Origin of the sequence: Aquirufa sp. (assembly GCF_044342065.1) — a bacterium.
In the GTDB taxonomy this organism is placed as follows: Bacteria; Bacteroidota; Bacteroidia; order Cytophagales; family Spirosomataceae; genus Aquirufa.
Genome location: NZ_JBIIQN010000003.1, coordinates 72,668 through 88,880, shown reverse-complemented (window position 1 = coordinate 88,880; position 16,213 = coordinate 72,668). Strand labels below are relative to the sequence as shown.

Below are 16,213 nucleotides of genomic sequence, written 5' to 3'. Positions count from 1 at the left end.
CTAGTCATTACCTCTTCTATTCATTAAATTAAGGTAGTACAATAACTGCGCGAGCATACCGAGTGCAGCGACTACATAGGTCATAGCAGCCCACCAAAGCGCATCTTTAGAAAGTTCATATTCTGCTGGGGTAACAATATTGTTTGCCTTTATCCATGCTAATGCGCGATTCGAGGCATCAAATTCAACGGGCAAGGTAACAAAACTGAAAAGGGTAGCCAAGGCAAACAAGGCCACGCCGATAGCTAACACCGTATTATTTCCAGTAGAATACAATAACATCATTCCTGCCATTAATAATAGTGGCATAAACCCATTTGCGATATTTAACATCGGTACCATGGCACTTCGGAACTGTAGGAAGCTGTATGCTTTGGCATGTTGAACAGCATGTCCGCATTCGTGCGCAGAAACCGCCGCCGCCGCCGCATTACGACCATAATATACATCGTGGCTCAAATTAACCGTTTTGTCTGCCGGGTTATAATGATCCGTTAGTTGGCCTTCAACAGTGATGACACGAACATCACGAATTCCGTGATCTGCCAACATCCTTTCGGCAATTTCTTGACCGGAGAGATTGCTTTGCAGCGCAGTTTCTGAATACGTTTTGAATTTAGATTTTAGTCGCCAAGAGATAAGCATTCCTAGGACACCAAAGATGATAGCAATAATCATATGTTTTAGTTTTTAAGTTTTTGAATAAGATTTGTGGTTGAATATGTTGGAACTAGTGGTATTGTTGTTACTTTTCCTCCGTTGGCAATAACCTCTTTGGCCCCTACAATAGTTTCGATGGAGTAATCATCGCCTTTAATAAGTACATCGGGTAACAATTCATTAATCAAGTTTAATGGGGTTTCTTCATCAAAAATAATAACCAAGTCAACAAATCCAAGCGCTGCCAAAATTCTTGCGCGCGCATATTCACTATTTACTGGTCTTGTTGGGCCTTTTAGTTGGCGCACAGAAGCATCTGTATTGACACCTACAATCATTTTACTCCCACAAAGTCGTGCTTTTTCTAAATAGTCTACGTGGCCAAGGTGAAGAATATCAAAACAGCCGTTGGTAAATACGACAGTTTCATTTTCTTGTTTCCATGTGGCTCGCCTCGTTTTTGCTTCAGCCAATGTGCAAATTTTATGACTCGATTCCTGCATTTTTTTTGGGTAAAAAGAAGGTGATAATAAAACTTAATCCGCCAAATAACAAGATGGTTGCCATTTGAGTTCCATGGAAAAAAGTTGCTAATACTGTTGCGTCTTTCAACGGAATTAAATAAAAACTCAGAGCAGAAGCCACAAGACTATGGTAAGCTCCGATTCCTCCCTGTGTAGGGGTTGCCATACCAAATGTCCCCATAACCAATACGGTTAATCCTGCCGATAGGCTAAGTGAAGAACTAATAGGGAAAGCGAGTAATAATGTATAGGTATTTGCAAAATAGGCAAGCCATATCAATAGTGTATAGAGTATGAATTTAGAAGGATTTTTGACCTCTTTTATGCTAAGAATGCCCACAAACCAGCCGTGAAGTAACTGACCTACCTTATTTGTTAGGACAAATTGATTCCATCGAATCATGAAGCGATCACGTAATATCCAGATTAAACCCAATAGGGTTATGGCTCCCGCACCCATACTCGCTAAAAATGTAGTTGAGGGAAGCTGAAAGTTGGGGAATAGGAACTGTTGAATCGGTTTCCATTCGATGATAAAGGTAAGGCCAACTAAAACAGCTAGGGCTAATAAGTCAACGATTCGTTCCGTAATGACTGTTCCAAATGACTTTTCAAATGGTATATTGGCTGTTTTCTGAAGCGATCCACAACGTGAAACTTCACCCATCCGAGGAACAATAAAGTTGGCAAAATAGCCAATAAGTACGGCTGAGAAGGTTCGAGTAACTCCGGGATTATACTGCATCGCCTCAAGCAACTGTTCCCAGCGCAATGCTCGAAATAGGTGAGAAAGCAAGGCGATGATAACCGAAACAATAATCCACTGATAATTAGCTGTTTGTGCTGTTTGGTAAATATCTACCCAATGTAAATCGCTTTTTGAAAATGCCCAATAAAGCAGACCGCTTGCCAATAAGGTGGATATAGAATATTTAAAGAGGGCTTTTAGCATGTAATCTTGTGGATTCAGATGAATTCAATAGGCAAAATAAAGACCTTTAATTAATAAACGTGCGGATTTGTGGTTAATTTTTTATATTTTTGCATTTGTTTTTTGGGATAAAATCCCCTAACTAATTTTAGCATGTCTAAATTACGTATTCTTTACGTTTCCAGCGAGGTTGATCCCTTCCTCAATACTTCCAAAATAGCTGATTTTGTTCGCGCTTTACCTACAGCAATGCAGGAGCGTGGTATGGAAATCCGAATTTTGGTTCCCCGTTTTGGTTCGATTAATGAACGTAAAAACCGTTTGCATGAAGTCGTTCGTTTATCTGGCATTACGATTCCGATGGGTGATGACGAAAAGCCGTTAACCATTAAAGTAGCCAGTATACCTGCAGCAAAGTTGCAAGTGTATTTTATCGATAATGAGGATTATTTCCAACGGAAATATGTATTGACTGATAAAGAAGACGCTTTTTATGAGGATAATCATGAACGAGCCATATTTTTCTGTAAAGGTGCTTTAGAGACGGTTGTTAAGTTGGGTTGGTCGCCTGACGTCATTCATTGTAATGATTGGATGTCAAGCTTTGTGCCTTTATACATTTCTTCATATTACCGTAGTCATCCGATTTTCAAAGATTCCAAAACAATATTTTCTCCTCACAATACAAGCTTTGATTTTACGTTCTCAGTCGATGATTTGAAAGAGAAAGTTAAGATTGGCGATATGGATGACGAGCATTTGTCAAGTTTAGACGCTGGAGATTATGCTTCGTTCATCAAGATTGGGGCTGAGTTTGCTGATAAAATTGTTTCTTTAGAAAATGCGGATAACAGCCGTATTCAACTTATTATTGATGAATTTCAAGATAAAACCTTCCAAAATATTGCCGATAATGACCTCGATTTCTTCGAAAAAACGTACATTGAATTGGCCGGCAACTAAATGGTTAGGTATACTTTTCCTTTTTCTCGCTTCTTGTGATGCGCCTAAAGAAATTGGTGCAGATTTGTTTAGCGTAGAAGTAGGTCTAAATTTCACCGATACCTTGCGAGTTAGTGGAAGAACGGTTTTGATGGATTCTATCCAGACCGGTGGGAATAATACCTTGCTAGTTGGTTCATTTACGCATCCTGTCTTAGGTACTTTTGAGTCCTCCGCATATACACAAGTTACTAATGCAGATTCCTTGGTTGCGACAAATGTTTCTATCATGGATTCATTGAAGATGCACTTAGTATATAAAAGTTTCCAAGGCGATACCAACCAACTGCAAACAATTCAAGTGTATAAATTGAAGGATAGCTTAAGTATTTCGAAAGAATATTTTTCAAATACCTCTTCAGTTGCGGTTCTACCTGCTGTGGTGGGAAGCCATACTTTTCTACCAAATGTTGTTCGCTCAAAAGCTTCGAACGGGGATTCATTGAAATTGGACACCTTGAGTTTTCATATGTCAAAAGCTTTAGGGAATGAATTGATTTCAAAATTTTCTGATAAGACCCTAGCTGGTGGTGGATTTGCTTTTCGTAAATCATTTCCGGGTTTAATGTTTAAGTCTAATTCAGTTTCAAAATCGGCTTTGCTTGGATTTACTCCTACCTATTCTCGGATGACTTTGTACTGGCATAATCCAAATGATACGAAAAAATACAAATTGGATTATTATTTCAGTTTATCAAGCTCCATGTTGGCTGAGGTGCAAGCCCGCTTTAATCAGTTCAATATTAAAAAAACCGGTGCATTAGCTGCGCTCGTTAAATCTGGTGATTCTGTCCCTGCCGCTGCTACGGGTCAAATGACCTATGTGCAATCCGGTTCTGGATATGTCACTAAATTGGATTTTCCAACGCTTATGAATTTAAAGGGCAATCGTAATGTTGCGATCAATAAAGCTGAATTAGTGTTACAGGCTGAAGATGGTTCTGATGTGAATCAAATTCTTAGTCAATTAACCTTATTGCAAGTGGACTCCAATAATCGACCTATTCGTAATTCCTTTGGTTTGGGCTATGTGATTTCTGAAGGCGCCGCTGGTATTCAAACTTCAAACTACAACCCTGTATTGAAGACGTTCACATTTAATGTTACAACTGAGTTACAGTCTATTTTAAATGGTCGTAGAAAAAATCTTGGATTTCTTGTTACTCCTTCAATTACAGCTAGTCAAACTGGATTTACCAAAATGACGAGCGAGTCTGCTCGGTTTGTTGCACTCAGTGCATTAAAGTCAAAAATCCGGATTTATTATTCTTATATTGCCAAATAAAACTTGGTACTATGTCTACCCCGAATCAAGATTTACGGGTGAGTTATGTTCAAACTGATTTGGTTTGGGAAGATCCTATCGCCAACTGTGCCCTACTCGAGGAGCATCTACAAAATTTGCAGGGGCAAACAGATGTTATTGTCTTGCCTGAAATGTTTAGTACTGGATTTAGTATGAGTTCAGTAGGTGCCGAAGTTATGGGGGGGCCAACAGTTCAATGGATGAAATTACAAGCCAATCGTTTGCAAGTATTAGTCATCGGAAGCCTTAAGATTAAAGATGGTGGTAAGTTTTATAATAGACTACTCGCAGTTCATCCATCGGGCAAAATTGATTCTTACAATAAGCGTCATTTGTTTCGAATGGGGGATGAGCATTCCTTTTATTCAGCCGGAGATGCAGCTTGTTTGATTTCGTATAAGTCGTGGTCGATAGCTCCTTTTATTTGTTATGATTTACGTTTTCCAGTTTGGTCACGCAATGTAAATTTATGCTATGATCTAGCCATCTATGTAGCGAATTGGCCTGCATCTCGTGGCTTAGCATGGTCCAACTTGCTACGTGCGCGTGCCATTGAGAACTTAGCATATGTCATTGGTGTGAATAGAATCGGAGTAGATGGAAATCAATTGGCTTATGCTGGTGCTTCTACTATTTTATCTTATACAGGTGAAGATATGTTGCCATTGACTGCCATAGAATCCATTGAAACAAAAACCCTATCTTCTCAAGATTTGAAGGAATTTAGAGCGAAGTTTCCTGCGCACTTAGACGCCGATTCGTTTAGTCTTTTACTTTAGTCTTTTCTTGAAAAAATTGCGCGATGCCGCCTTTAAATGCTTTTGCTTCTTTCATGCTGCAATCAGCTTGTAGAATTCCTTGGTTTATTAGTAGCAAACGGTCGCAAATTGCTTCCACCTCACTTAATATATGGCTTGAAAATAAAATCGTTCTACCAGGCTTAAGCGATAGAATCAATGAGCGGATTTCTTCCATTTGATTTGGATCCAGACCGCTCGTTGGCTCATCTAAAATCAATATGGATGGATTATGCAAAATAGCTTGAGCAATTCCCACCCGCTGTTGGTAGCCTTTTGATAAGGTATGGATTTTTTTGCTTTGCTCTTGGCTTAGCCCAACTAATTCGATTACTTCATTTATTCGTTTATTTCGAATGGCAGAAGGTATTTCTTGAACGGATGCAATAAATGTGAGAAATTCCTTAATATACATGTCGAGGTATAAGGGATTATCTTCCGCTAAATACCCTACTTTTTTTTTGATGATGGGGGAATTGGACTGAACTAAATCTCCTGCCAGATAGGATTCGCCTGAGCTAGGTTGAACGAGACCTACCAGCATTTTAATGGTGGTAGATTTTCCTGCGCCATTTGGACCTAAAAATCCAACAATTTGCCCTTCTTGTGCGTTAAATGAAATGGCGTTGACTGCCAGTTGGTCGCCATATTGTTTGCTGAGGTTTTTCGCTTCAATGGACATGTTGTAATCTTTAATTTTATCTGACAAAGGTAGCTAAAATGGGAACTATTTCTGCTTACCTTTGTGTTTTCGTTTCAAAAACAAGGAATAATGCAGGAGGAAAGTATACGTTTGGATAGCATAGCAGATGCGATAGAAGATATTCGTCAAGGGAAAATGATTATTGTAGCTGATGATGAAAATCGGGAAAATGAAGGTGATTTGATTTGTGCATCGGAAGCGATTACGCCTGAGATTGTTAATTTCATGATTCGTGAAGCTCGCGGCTTGATGTGTGTTTCATTAACGAATGATCGTTGCGCTGAATTGGGCTTAGAAATGATGGTTGATCAAAATACAACTTCTCATGAGACGCCTTTCACCGTTTCCGTTGATTTATTAGGACATGGTTGCACAACGGGGATTTCAGCTCAGGATCGTGCTAAGACTATAAAAGCTTTGGTGGATTCTACTACGCGCCCAAGCGACTTAGGTCGTCCCGGTCATATTTTTCCTTTAAAGAGCCGTACAGAAGGTGTTTTGCGCCGTACTGGCCATACGGAGGCTTCCATGGATTTTGCCAAATTAGCGGGATTCAAACCATCAGGCGTTTTGATTGAAATTTTGAACGAAGACGGGTCTATGGCTCGCCTACCTGATTTGCGAAGTATTGCTGATAAATTTGATTTGAAGTTAGTTACTATCAAGGATCTTATTGAATATCGATTAGCGACCGAATCATTGATTCAGCGTGAAATTGGTGTTGACATGCCAACCGAATGGGGCCATTTTGATTTAATTGCCTACAAGCAAAAAAATACGGGAGATACCCATTTGGCATTAATAAAAGGAACATGGGAGGCAGATGAGCCCGTTATGGTGCGCGTTCACAGTTCTTGCGTTACAGGAGATATTTTCGGTTCTTGCCGGTGTGACTGTGGTGACCAATTGCATAAAGCGATGGAGATGGTAGAGTCTGCAGGTAAAGGGGTTGTGCTTTATATGTTCCAAGAAGGCCGTGGGATTGGATTACTGAATAAACTGAAAGCCTATAAGTTACAGGAACAAGGGCGTGACACAGTGGAGGCTAATTTGGAATTAGGTTTTGCAATTGACGAGCGGGATTATGGGGTAGGAGCTCAAATTCTTCGTGATTTGGGGATTCGAAAAATTAAATTGATTTCCAACAATCCGAAAAAGCGTGCAGGTTTATTGGGTTACGGATTGGAAATTGTCGAAACGCTGCCCATTGAGATTCAATCAAATCCGCATAATGAGATGTATCTAAAAACAAAACGCGATAAAATGGGTCATACCATTTTAAATAAATAAAAAAAGGCTCCGTTAATCGGAGCCTTTTTTGTTAGTTATTCCCCAGAATGATGGGTGTTGATTTATTTCCCATGATAATGACTTTCGTGTTGGGTGATTTGGCGATTTCTTTTTGGGCAATGATGGATTCATATTGCAATTGCTTGTCACTCAGGCCTGTTGACAATATTTTTTGATAATCCGCGATGCCTTGCGCTTCAACACGTTTACGTTCTGCTTCCTGTTTTTCTTTTAAAAGAACGAATTGCATTTTCTGTGCATCTTGTTCAGCATTGATTTTCGATTCAATGGTCTGCTTTACCGAATTGGGTAAGTTGATATTGCGTATTAATAATTGTTCCAATACAAGTCCACGTTTTTTGAAATTACTTTCAATGTCTTTATAAATACGGGTTTGAAATTCATTGCGTTTCAATGAATACAGAGCGACTGCATCGTAATAAACGGCATTGTCACGGATCATGGTTCGCGTTATTGGGCGAACGACCTTGTCTTTATAATCTGGGCCGATTTCCTGAAGGATTGTTGGCGCCTTTGAAGGTAAAATGCGATATAAAACCGTCAGGTCCACCACAACTTCTAATCCATCCGCCGTTAAAACCCGGATAGCATCGTCACCTTCTTTATCCCCTTCATCATGAACGCCCGACATGGTATAATTTTGAGTTTTGGAATCAAAAATGGTAACGCTAGCCAGTGGATTAACCAAGTTTAGGCCGCTGGATAATGTGCTTTCAGAAACTTTACCGAAAATACTTTGAACACCGACCTCGCCTGCATCGATTTGCTTGATGGTTGAACTGCTAATGCCTAATAGTATGAGAACGATGGCCACATTTCGAATGGGATTTGAAAATTTAGCAAAAACGAAATTGGGATTGTTCATTGTTCTGCTGGCGATGAATAATAAAGCGCCAAGAATGGTTAGTAGCATGTTTTTGTTTTTTAGTAGTCCGAAGGTACATATTTCTTAGCGTTTAAAATCAAATTTGTTCTGTCGTTTTTCGCTAAAATATAGCTAATTTTGAAGATGATTCAGTTGAAGCACTTACATAAAGAATTTGAAGGCCGGGTTGTTTTAGATGGTATAGAAGCTAGTTTTCAGCCTGGAAAAATCAATATGGTCATCGGAGGAAGTGGCACAGGTAAGAGTGTATTGCTAAAATGTATGATTGGTATCCTTAAGCCTGAAAAAGGTCAAGTGCTTTATGATGGTCGAGATTTCCTAAAAGCAGATCAAGATACGGTTAAAGCTATTCGCCGCGAAATGGGTGTTTTATTTCAAGGAGGGGCCTTGTTTGATTCAAAGACCGTACTTGAAAATGTTCGTTTTCCCCTTGACACTTTAACATCACAAACGATCGAAGAAAAAAATGCGCGAGCGATGATGTGCTTACAGCGGGTAGGTTTAGAAGATGCTGCGCATCAAATGCCGTCAGATATTTCGGGAGGTATGAAGAAGCGGGTTGGAATTGCAAGAGCCATTGTGATGAATCCAAAATATTTATTTTGCGATGAACCTAATTCAGGATTAGATCCTTTAACTGCGGTTAAAATTGATTTATTGATTCAAGAAATTACGAAAGAATTTAATATGACGACCATCGTTATCTCACATGATATGAATTCAGTGATGCGTATGGGCGAATACATAATGTTTTTGAAGGATGGTGAAAAGCTCTGGGATGGTAGCAACCAAAACCTACTTAGTACAGATGTCCCTGCGCTTCAAGAATTTTTATCGACCAAACTGACTTAATATGCCCTCGGTTAAATCGGCTCCTCGTGTGTTTGAACATGTATCCCTGCTTCCGTATAATACATTTGGTATTGACGTTGCTGCACGCTATTTTGTTGAAATCAATCATTTGCAAGAATATATTCAACTTGTGGAGGAAGGGAATTATGCACATATCAAACATTTGTTTTTGGGTGGGGGAAGTAATTTACTATTGACACAAGATGTGAATGCCTTGGTAGTCAAAATCCAAATGAATGGCATTGAGGTTATAGATGAGGATGCAGATCATGTTTGGGTAAAGGCTGGTGCTGGGGTTGTTTGGCATGATTTAGTTTGGTACGCCGTGGACCATCAATGGGCCGGCATTGAGAATCTAAGTTTAATTCCAGGTACTGTGGGTGCGGCACCCATGCAGAATATAGGTGCGTATGGCGTTGAGATTAAAGATACATTTGATCATCTTGATGCCTTAAATTTAGTAACGATGGAAGTCGAGCGATTCGATTCTGCCCGTTGTGAATTTGGTTACCGGGAAAGTTATTTTAAACATGCTGGTAAAGGAAAATATCTTATCGCATCAGTTAGTTTTCGCCTGAATAAAAAAGCCCAGCCACAGACTTCTTATGGTGCTATACAAGCTGTTCTGTCCGAAAAAGGCGTCAATTTGCCAAGTATTCGTGATGTTGCTGAGGCGGTTATAGCGATTCGAGAAAGTAAATTGCCGAATCCAAAAGAAATTGGCAATTCGGGCAGTTTCTTTAAAAACCCAACCGTTTCAGAACCGATTGCTAATCAATTGATAGATCAATATCCAGGAATCCCGCATTATCCGGTCGTTGGAAGTACGGATGTTAAGTTCCCTGCTGGATGGCTTATTGAGCAGGCGGGATGGAAAGGGTATCGGAGTGGTGATGCAGGCGTGCATGCCAAACAAGCTTTGGTTTTGGTAAATTATGGAAAGGCAAACGGATCTGAAATTCAAGACCTTTCAGAGAGAATAAAAAAATCGATTTTGGAAAAGTTCGGTATCGCGCTAGAGACTGAAGTAAATATAGTATAAAATGCAGTTACCCACAGTAGAAAATTTAGGAAAAGGGCCATTCTTTTTAATGGCAGGAAGTTGTGCTATCGAAAGTCGGGACTTGGCATTTGAAATTGCCGAACGCATTGATGTAATTACGAAGTCCATGGGGATACCTTTTATTTTCAAAGGTTCCTACCGAAAGGCTAATCGGACTAAAATTGATTCATTTACGGGTATTGGTGATATTGTCGCGTTGGAAATTTTAAAGGAAGTAGGCGCGCATTTTGACTTACCTACGGTTACTGATATTCATGAAAGTTCCGAAGCAGCGATGGCTGCGGCCTATGTAGATGTCTTGCAAATTCCAGCATTTTTATGTCGTCAAACCGACCTTCTAGCTGCCGCAGCTCAAACAGGGAAGGCGGTTAATATTAAAAAAGGCCAATTTATGTCAGGCGCCTCGATGAAGTTTGCTGTCGAGAAGGTTTTGCATGAAAACCCTGCGGCTCAAGTATACTTAACTGACCGTGGTAATTCTTTTGGTTATGGAGACCTTGTGGTTGATTACCGGAATTTACCTGAGATGGCAAATTTTGGTGTGCCTGTCATAATGGATTGTACGCACTCTTTACAGCGACCTAATCAGGGGAGTGGGGTAACTGGCGGCCAACCTGCTTTGATTGAAACCATTGCTAAGGCTGCCATTGCGGTTGGAGCTGATGGCTTATTCATTGAAACTCACCCGAATCCTTCCGTTGCAAAATCAGATGGAGCCAACATGCTTCCTTTGGATCAGTTGGAAGGTTTATTAGAGAAACTATTGAAAGTCAGGGAATCCATCGTTTAGGGTGCATAAGTCATCTGAATTCCAATATCGGTTTTGTGCGATTTGGGGATAGCATCTAATCCGGAACCAATTACATTTTTTTGAAAGTAGTCACTTCTTGCTATTTTTAGCGCAAAGGAAAGCTTATCCCTACTTTTGAGTTCAATCAAGCATACATTTCGGGTACTTGGGTCATAGTAAGCAGGCAACAAAAAAGAATAGGGTAGGCTAGGTTCATATGCATAAAGTCTTGTATCATAACTTCCTGACCAAATCCATGCCGTTCGTAGTTGTATTTTGATACGTTTGAAGTGGTAATTGAAATCATTTAGCATCAAATAACCTGATTCATTTTGCTCTTTGGATTGAAGATGTGCCCACATGATTCTACCATGCCAATCTACTTTATGTATGGGCCTATTCCAATCAACACTTATTTGATATAAATTCTGCGGAATTAATCCATTGTTTCGGCTATTTAGGTATTTATGAGTCCATTTTACTTGTGCAAAATAGTGACCTAGTTTACGGCGGTCCCATTGAAAGCGACTCAAAAATTCCCAACCGGTTTTTTCAGCAGCCCATTGACTTGAGCTAGCTTTAGGAAAACGAAATAGGTCTAAATAGCTTGAAAATCGTTGGTATTTATTACGCTGGAATTGATGTCCAACATACACGCCCCACTCATTTTTATTGTTAGAACTCTCACTAATTGCATTAGCCATAGGACTGAAATAACCTGCTTCATATACTCTGATTATGGCTGATAAATCTGTTTTTTTATCGATGGCCCATGACATCGCTTGAATCATAGCCCATGCGGAATTGGCGGTATAGGCAACTTCCCCGGATATTCGAACATTAGCCTGTTGTCGAATATAGCTCAGCGATGTATTCATGAGTAAATCCCCTTGCCAATCTAATGGATTACTCGGTTGAAACCGATAATTCCATTTCGTCCAAGTTTGTGCGATTGCCACATCTAGGTGTTTCCCTATATATCGAAGGTTAGCGCCCGCTGCTAATTCATGTAGCTTGTTTAATTGGCTTATTTCAGTTGGCGTCCGATGTAAGCCATCAAGCTGAAAAGCTCGAAAATATTGTCGGTCTTTAACGAGTATGAGATCTTTTTTACGTGAAGAAAAAAATAATTGACCTTGGATATTTTGAAAACTTGATTGAAGGTTAAGTCCTCGGTAAAATTCGCTTTCTCCTGATGAGGTATAGGCAAGCGCACCTCCATGAAATTTTTGGGTAGCTCGAATGCTTTCATAACTCTTCCCTAAAGAAAAGGAGCCGGATTGAACCAGTCCTTGTCCCCATTGATTAATGTAGTCGCCTAGAATTAATTTGTTATGTCCTTTTCGGTCTTTGAGTTCTATAAATGCACTACTGAAATCCGAGTAAAGAAGTTCGCCTGCATCTTTGCTTAAAAGGAATCCTACTCGAATGTTTGAATTCCAAGTTCCTCTGTATCGCAGTAAGGTACTGTAAGGATTTCCAGTAAAGCGTACTTTGCTTCGGTTTGTAGGCTCAGAAAATCCATTTTTCTGTTCTATTGTTCTTTCAGTTCGCAGAATGATTTGATTCTTGTTGTTTTCTGATTGATGCCAACTAGAGGTTTTAGATTTGCATATCAGTAATGGCTGTAAAATCCTTAAGGTCGCAATGTCCCAATGGCGAATGGTTTGTAATTCGTAAATCGAAAGAAAGCGACCTATTTGTTTTCGGTGTAACAGGAAAGCTCCAATTTGATTCGATTCAAGTATACCCAAAGCAATGAGTTCAGATTCCTCAACTTGATTGATATCAAAGGGATTTTGCTGGTAAAATGCGATTATCCCTTGTTTTTCCTCAGTTAGTATAAGGGGATTTTGTGCAAAGAGGGTAGTTGTAATAAGCAGATAAACAAAAATGAGCTGTTTCAAGTTTTTTTTTCTTGAAACTAGCTCATGATTATATTTTTAGAAGGACTAAAACTGATAAAGAAAATCAATTAGCTGAATTTCCGTTCGATTAGTAAACTTAACTCATTCCAGGCGGGTGAGTCAGGTAAGTTAAAGCGTTGATTAACCTCTGATTTCCATTGACTAGGACTAGCTTCAAAATCAATAAATTCAATAAATTGACTAAACTGATCAGCATTTCCATCAAATAATTCTTGAATAAAATTCAGTCGTTGAAACAAGGAAATGCTTTCCGCTAGTGATGAAGTCATTTGGTTGGCAACCATATTTTTCAATGAATGGTCGTCTACTTGAATGGTGTCTAGAACCTTTTCTTCAGTCGAGTCCGCTAACATGTCTTTTATGCTTTGCGTTTTGGTCTCTTCGGGCGTTAAATCACTTAACTCAGGCAATTCATTTGAAACTTCAAAATAATCTGGAATCGATTGTTCGATGGGTTCTTCTGTGGGATTTTCATCTTCCCAAGCTACAGCTTGCAAATCAGATACCTCTATTTGTATCTCAGGAACAAAATTTACCTCTTCTGTTTCGTCTTCAATTGCTGTCCACGCGTCTTCGGTAGATTCTACTGTTGCTGAAAATTCAATAGATTCTTCTTCTTCTTCTTCTTCTTCTTCTTCTTCTTCTTTGATTTCCTCGAGTGAATCGGAAGGGCGCTCATAGTAAACTTCCGCATTTAAAAGATCAGCAAAAGTTGGTATTTCAGTTTCTACAGGAGTAACTTGACTACTAAGTGCTTGTATCCAATCCATCCAAATTTGTTCTGGCAACTGAACTTGCATCAAGAGCGTTTGCGATATGGAATTCCATTTTTCTTGCATGCGCATATTTGACCAATCAAAATTGGGCAATTTCTCCTGCACATCAGCACTATTCAATTGCAGCATTAACTCCGCTTGAATGCTTGCAAGTACCAAAGGATCACAATCCAATGATAGAATCTCTTGAAAACTTAATAGGGTGTCTTTTGGGTTCCAGTAATGTAGAAATATATTCGGTTTCATACGCTTATTGATTGATTTTTAGCGCTTCACAAGCTTTCATAGCTGCATTTTGCTCGGCTTTTTTCTTTGAATAACCTTTTCCTTCGGCAATTTTTTCGTTCTCCAGTAGGACAAATGCTGTAAATTCTTTGTCGTGATGAGCGCCCTCTTCATCCAGGGTAAATTGCACCTTTTTTCCTTCTTTTTGTGCCCATTCGATAAGAATAGATTTGAAGTTGGGATTGTTTTGCACAACCGTGTCCAAATCAAAGTATTGCGCAAGGATTTTTTGTGTTACGAATTTCTGCGTAAATCCAAAGCCTTTGTCTAAATATACGGCACCAATAAAGGCTTCTAAGGCATCTCCATACATACTGGAGCGAGACAAGGATGTTTTTCTTTGATTTTCGTATTCGATAACTTCTTCTAAGCCTAATTTTCTTCCCAAGACATTAAGCGACTCCCTACTTACCATGCGGGAACGAATTTCAGTTAAAAAACCTTCATCCTTGAAAGGGAATTTTTTAAAAAGATAGGCTGCTGTAATCATACCTAAAACGGAATCGCCTAAAAATTCCAATCGTTCGTTGGACTCTTTGTAAGATTTCGCAACTGATTCGCGTGAGGCGGAGGCATGCAAAAAGGCTAATCTGTATAATTCGAGATTAGACGGATTAGCCCCTATAAGGTGTTTGACAGATTTATAAAGGTGTTTCTCGCGTTCATCTTTGGAATTTAGGCCGAACCAGGATACCGGAGAAAATACCTTCATAAATTAGATTTTTCTAAAGATGACAGTTGCGTTATGGCCCCCAAATCCGAAGCCGTTACTTAAGGCTACATCAATTTTACGAGCTTTCCCTACATTTTCAGTCAAGTCAATGCGTTGATCAATTTCTGGATCACGGTTGAATACGTTAATGGTAGGAGGAACAAATTGATTTTTAATCGCCAGAACCGATGCTACGGCTTCTACCGCTCCCGCACCACCTAATAAGTGGCCTGTCATCGATTTTGTGGATGAGATGGCCAATGAATAAGCATGCTCTCCGAAACAATCAATGATGGCTTTTATTTCTTGTGGATCACCTATCGGTGTGGATGTTCCGTGGGTATTGATGTAGTCAACCTCCTCAGGTTTGATTTGTGCATCTTCCAATGCATCAATCATAGATAATAAAGCACCGTATCCATCTGGATGTGGGGCAGTAATGTGGTGGGCATCGGATGAAAATCCTCCCCCAATTAGTTCAGCATAAATTTTTGCACCACGTGCTTTCGCGTGCTCATATTCTTCTAATACCAAGGCACCTGCACCTTCACCAACGACAAATCCATCGCGATCAACGTCATATGGACGCGAAGCCGTAGTAGGATCATCATTTCGAGTAGACATGGCGTGCATGGCAGTAAATCCACCTACTGAGGCGATCGTTACGGGTGCTTCTGACCCTCCAGTAATACATACGTGAACACGTCCCGTACGAATGTAATTAAAGGCATCAATAATCGCATTATTGGCAGATGAACAAGCCGAGACCGTTACGTAGTTCGGTCCACGAAATCCATTTCGGATGGAAATTTGTCCAGAACTTGAATCTGCAATCATTTTAGGAATAAAGAACGGATTGATTTTAGGAGTACCATCCCCTTGACCGAAATAAATCATTTCATCTTCAAAGGTCTTCAATCCACCTATACCCGATCCCCAAATAACGCCAACCTTATTTAGGTTTAATTTCTCCATATCAAAACCAGCATCAGCAATAGCTTCGTCGGAAGCAACTACCGCATACTGTGTGAATGGGTCCATTTTACGCGCTTCTTTGGTATTGATGTAATCCTCAACCTTGAAGTCTTTTAACTCACAAGCAAAGCGCGTTTTGAATTTTTCAGCATCAAATCGGGTAATGGGGGCACATCCACTTTTTCCAGCGGCTAAACTTTCCCAAAAAGTATCAACTGTATTTCCTATCGGTGTAAGAGCTCCTAGGCCCGTAACAACTACGCGTTTTAACTCCATGTGTGAATAAATAGACTTTGTAAAAATAAAAAATGTCAATTAGCCAAGGGTTCAACTGAGGAAAAATCCTTAGGAATTACCAGGTACTAATTGACATCATTATGATCGTGTGATTCGATTACTTTGCGTTTTCTTCCAAGTAAGCAACCGCTTGGCCTACTGTTTGGATGTTTTCAGCTTGGTCATCTGGGATAGAAACATTGAATTCTTTTTCAAATTCCATGATCAATTCTACCGTGTCTAAGGAGTCAGCTCCCAAATCGTTTGTGAAAGACGCCTCAGTTGTAACTTCTGATGCCTCAACACCTAACTTCTCAACGATGATGCTTTTTACTTTTTCTGCAATATCTGACATTTTATAAATATTTTGGGGTTCAAAAACGTTGCAAAGATTAGAATTAAATGTTAGAAAATCAAACAAATTTTATTCCATTTT

17 protein-coding genes are annotated in these 16,213 nt (G+C 39.6%); 7 read left to right on the top strand and 10 right to left on the bottom strand.

The window, feature by feature from the left end; all coding sequences use genetic code 11:
• From ACIQZ2_RS02155 to ACIQZ2_RS02145, 3 genes are read right to left on the bottom strand one after another with little or no spacing between them, the layout of a single operon-like run.
• Positions 1–678, bottom strand: coding sequence for a zinc metallopeptidase (locus tag ACIQZ2_RS02155; RefSeq protein WP_395767191.1), 678 nt, complete (start codon positions 676–678; stop codon positions 1–3).
• Between the two features lie 5 nt (positions 679–683).
• Entirely contained in the window at positions 684–1,163 is a 480-nt protein-coding gene (gene rfaE2, locus ACIQZ2_RS02150) for a D-glycero-beta-D-manno-heptose 1-phosphate adenylyltransferase (protein ID WP_395767190.1), read from the bottom strand.
• Positions 1,144–2,136, bottom strand: coding sequence for a lysylphosphatidylglycerol synthase transmembrane domain-containing protein (locus ACIQZ2_RS02145; RefSeq protein WP_395767189.1), 993 nt, complete (start codon positions 2,134–2,136; stop codon positions 1,144–1,146). The genes rfaE2 and ACIQZ2_RS02145 overlap by 20 nt, the downstream gene beginning before the upstream one ends.
• A gap of 132 nt (positions 2,137–2,268) precedes the next feature.
• Between ACIQZ2_RS02145 and ACIQZ2_RS02140 the strand changes: the two genes are divergently transcribed.
• Genes ACIQZ2_RS02140 through ACIQZ2_RS02130 form a run of 3 tightly spaced genes read left to right on the top strand, consistent with a single transcriptional unit; the run spans position 2,269 to position 5,202 of the window.
• The gene (locus ACIQZ2_RS02140) at positions 2,269–3,078 is read left to right on the top strand and encodes a glycogen/starch synthase (RefSeq protein ID WP_395767188.1); all 810 of its coding nucleotides are present in this window, start codon (positions 2,269–2,271) and stop codon (positions 3,076–3,078) included.
• Positions 3,029–4,402 (top strand): DUF4270 family protein, encoded by a 1,374-nt coding sequence (locus ACIQZ2_RS02135; RefSeq protein WP_395767187.1) that lies wholly within the window; start codon positions 3,029–3,031, stop codon positions 4,400–4,402. Before ACIQZ2_RS02140 ends, ACIQZ2_RS02135 begins: the two co-directional genes overlap by 50 nt.
• An 11-nt stretch (positions 4,403–4,413) precedes the next feature.
• Complete coding sequence (locus tag ACIQZ2_RS02130; protein ID WP_395767186.1) at positions 4,414–5,202, top strand: amidohydrolase; 789 nt, start codon at positions 4,414–4,416, stop codon at positions 5,200–5,202.
• Here ACIQZ2_RS02130 and ACIQZ2_RS02125 read toward each other — a convergent pair.
• Entirely contained in the window at positions 5,186–5,902 is a 717-nt protein-coding gene (locus ACIQZ2_RS02125) for an ABC transporter ATP-binding protein (RefSeq protein WP_395767185.1), read from the bottom strand. The genes ACIQZ2_RS02130 and ACIQZ2_RS02125 overlap by 17 nt on opposite strands.
• A gap of 90 nt (positions 5,903–5,992) precedes the next feature.
• Here ACIQZ2_RS02125 and ACIQZ2_RS02120 point away from each other — a divergent pair, with 90 nt between their 5' ends.
• Positions 5,993–7,213, top strand: a complete 1,221-nt coding sequence (locus ACIQZ2_RS02120) for a bifunctional 3,4-dihydroxy-2-butanone-4-phosphate synthase/GTP cyclohydrolase II (RefSeq protein WP_395767184.1) — start codon at positions 5,993–5,995, stop codon at positions 7,211–7,213.
• A 31-nt stretch (positions 7,214–7,244) separates the two neighbouring features.
• Here the strand turns inward: ACIQZ2_RS02120 and ACIQZ2_RS02115 are convergent, their stop codons facing one another.
• Entirely contained in the window at positions 7,245–8,147 is a 903-nt protein-coding gene (locus ACIQZ2_RS02115; RefSeq protein WP_395767183.1) for a prohibitin family protein, read from the bottom strand.
• Between the two features lie 96 nt (positions 8,148–8,243).
• Here ACIQZ2_RS02115 and ACIQZ2_RS02110 point away from each other — a divergent pair, with 96 nt between their 5' ends.
• From ACIQZ2_RS02110 to kdsA, 3 genes are read left to right on the top strand one after another with little or no spacing between them, the layout of a single operon-like run.
• Positions 8,244–8,972 (top strand): ABC transporter ATP-binding protein, encoded by a 729-nt coding sequence (locus ACIQZ2_RS02110; RefSeq protein ID WP_395767182.1) that lies wholly within the window; start codon positions 8,244–8,246, stop codon positions 8,970–8,972.
• 1 nt (position 8,973) lies between these two features.
• Complete coding sequence (gene murB, locus ACIQZ2_RS02105) at positions 8,974–10,014, top strand: UDP-N-acetylmuramate dehydrogenase (protein ID WP_395767181.1); 1,041 nt, start codon at positions 8,974–8,976, stop codon at positions 10,012–10,014.
• Between the two features lies 1 nt (position 10,015).
• Positions 10,016–10,825 carry a 3-deoxy-8-phosphooctulonate synthase gene (gene kdsA / locus ACIQZ2_RS02100; RefSeq protein WP_395767180.1) on the top strand — a complete coding sequence of 270 codons (810 nt, stop codon included), beginning with the start codon at positions 10,016–10,018 and terminating at the stop codon, positions 10,823–10,825.
• Here the strand turns inward: kdsA and ACIQZ2_RS02095 are convergent.
• The 5 genes from ACIQZ2_RS02095 to ACIQZ2_RS02075 form a co-directional block, all read right to left on the bottom strand.
• A complete protein-coding gene (locus tag ACIQZ2_RS02095; RefSeq protein WP_395767179.1) occupies positions 10,822–12,732 on the bottom strand; it encodes a hypothetical protein in 1,911 nt (636 codons plus the stop codon). The genes kdsA and ACIQZ2_RS02095 overlap by 4 nt on opposite strands.
• A 68-nt stretch (positions 12,733–12,800) precedes the next feature.
• Positions 12,801–13,775 carry a hypothetical protein gene (locus ACIQZ2_RS02090; RefSeq protein ID WP_395767178.1) on the bottom strand — a complete coding sequence of 325 codons (975 nt, stop codon included), beginning with the start codon at positions 13,773–13,775 and terminating at the stop codon, positions 12,801–12,803.
• Positions 13,776–13,779: 4 nt separating this feature from the next.
• On the bottom strand, positions 13,780–14,526 hold the full coding sequence (gene rnc, locus ACIQZ2_RS02085) for a ribonuclease III (protein WP_395767177.1): 747 nt from the start codon (positions 14,524–14,526) through the stop codon (positions 13,780–13,782).
• Positions 14,527–14,529: 3 nt separating this feature from the next.
• The gene (gene fabF / locus ACIQZ2_RS02080) at positions 14,530–15,777 is read right to left on the bottom strand and encodes a beta-ketoacyl-ACP synthase II (RefSeq protein ID WP_395767176.1); all 1,248 of its coding nucleotides are present in this window, start codon (positions 15,775–15,777) and stop codon (positions 14,530–14,532) included.
• A 118-nt stretch (positions 15,778–15,895) separates the two neighbouring features.
• Positions 15,896–16,132, bottom strand: a complete 237-nt coding sequence (locus ACIQZ2_RS02075; RefSeq protein ID WP_315577664.1) for an acyl carrier protein — start codon at positions 16,130–16,132, stop codon at positions 15,896–15,898.
• Positions 16,133–16,213 lie beyond the last annotated feature (81 nt).

Bases quoted from the DNA above. Each gene is read 5' to 3' on its own strand.
- ACIQZ2_RS02155 (WP_395767191.1), bottom strand. From the start codon at position 678: ATGATTATTGCTATCATCTTTGGTGTCCTAGGAATGCTTATCTCTTGG.
- rfaE2 (WP_395767190.1), bottom strand. From the start codon at position 1,163: ATGCAGGAATCGAGTCATAAAATTTGCACATTGGCTGAAGCAAAAACG.
- ACIQZ2_RS02145 (WP_395767189.1), bottom strand. From the start codon at position 2,136: ATGCTAAAAGCCCTCTTTAAATATTCTATATCCACCTTATTGGCAAGC.
- ACIQZ2_RS02140 (WP_395767188.1), top strand. From the start codon at position 2,269: ATGTCTAAATTACGTATTCTTTACGTTTCCAGCGAGGTTGATCCCTTC.
- ACIQZ2_RS02135 (WP_395767187.1), top strand. From the start codon at position 3,029: ATGACCTCGATTTCTTCGAAAAAACGTACATTGAATTGGCCGGCAACT.
- ACIQZ2_RS02130 (WP_395767186.1), top strand. From the start codon at position 4,414: ATGTCTACCCCGAATCAAGATTTACGGGTGAGTTATGTTCAAACTGAT.
- ACIQZ2_RS02125 (WP_395767185.1), bottom strand. From the start codon at position 5,902: ATGTCCATTGAAGCGAAAAACCTCAGCAAACAATATGGCGACCAACTG.
- ACIQZ2_RS02120 (WP_395767184.1), top strand. From the start codon at position 5,993: ATGCAGGAGGAAAGTATACGTTTGGATAGCATAGCAGATGCGATAGAA.
- ACIQZ2_RS02115 (WP_395767183.1), bottom strand. From the start codon at position 8,147: ATGCTACTAACCATTCTTGGCGCTTTATTATTCATCGCCAGCAGAACA.
- ACIQZ2_RS02110 (WP_395767182.1), top strand. From the start codon at position 8,244: ATGATTCAGTTGAAGCACTTACATAAAGAATTTGAAGGCCGGGTTGTT.
- murB (WP_395767181.1), top strand. From the start codon at position 8,974: ATGCCCTCGGTTAAATCGGCTCCTCGTGTGTTTGAACATGTATCCCTG.
- kdsA (WP_395767180.1), top strand. From the start codon at position 10,016: ATGCAGTTACCCACAGTAGAAAATTTAGGAAAAGGGCCATTCTTTTTA.
- ACIQZ2_RS02090 (WP_395767178.1), bottom strand. From the start codon at position 13,775: ATGAAACCGAATATATTTCTACATTACTGGAACCCAAAAGACACCCTA.
- rnc (WP_395767177.1), bottom strand. From the start codon at position 14,526: ATGAAGGTATTTTCTCCGGTATCCTGGTTCGGCCTAAATTCCAAAGAT.
- fabF (WP_395767176.1), bottom strand. From the start codon at position 15,777: ATGGAGTTAAAACGCGTAGTTGTTACGGGCCTAGGAGCTCTTACACCG.
- ACIQZ2_RS02075 (WP_315577664.1), bottom strand. From the start codon at position 16,132: ATGTCAGATATTGCAGAAAAAGTAAAAAGCATCATCGTTGAGAAGTTA.